The following is a 647-nucleotide window of genomic DNA, read 5'->3' as shown; positions in this document are numbered from 1 at the left end:
TAACATTGAGGCAGTTCGACTGGCCGATGAAGCCGTAGACGAAGGGCGAGACCGGATGGTCGTAGATCTCGTCGGGGGTGCCGACCTGTTCGATCACGCCCTTGCTCATGACGACGACGCGGTCGGCCAGCTCCAGCGCCTCGTCCTGGTCATGGGTGACGAAGATCGTCGTGTGGCCGGTGCGGTCGTGAATGTCGCGCAGCCACTTGCGCAGTTCTTTTCGGACCTGCGCGTCGAGCGCGCCGAAGGGCTCATCGAGCAGAAGCACGTTCGGTTCCACCGCCATGGCGCGGGCGAGCGCCACACGCTGGCGCTGGCCGCCCGAGAGCTGCGCCGGATAGCGCTTGTCGAGGCCGGAGAGCTGGACGAGGTCGAGCAGATCGAGGGCGCGCTTGCGGATCTCGGCCGACGGCGGGCGGCGATTGGAGGGCCGCACCTTCAGCCCGAAGGCGACGTTGTCGAGCACGGTCATGTGGCGGAACAGGGCATAGTGCTGGAAGACAAAGCCGATGTTGCGCTGCTGCACGGTCTTTTGCGAGGCATCCTCGTCGCCGAAGAAGATCGTGCCTTCGGTCGGGCTTTCGAGCCCGGCAACGAGACGCAGAAGTGTGGTCTTGCCGGAGCCGGAGGGGCCGAGCAGCGCGATC

The 647-nt window shown here is 65.8% G+C and carries 1 protein-coding gene; it reads right to left on the bottom strand.

Annotated features, from left to right (window positions below; genetic code table 11):
* A partial coding sequence (locus IB272_RS34455) for a sulfate ABC transporter ATP-binding protein (RefSeq protein ID WP_192445892.1) occupies positions 1-647 on the bottom strand: 647 nt, incomplete at both ends.

Origin of the sequence: Ensifer sp. ENS08, assembly GCF_014852195.1 — a bacterium.
Lineage (GTDB): Bacteria > Pseudomonadota > Alphaproteobacteria > Rhizobiales > Rhizobiaceae > Ensifer > Ensifer adhaerens.
Note: the sequence above shows the minus strand (reverse complement) of the source record. Positions and strands in the feature narration are given on the sequence as shown.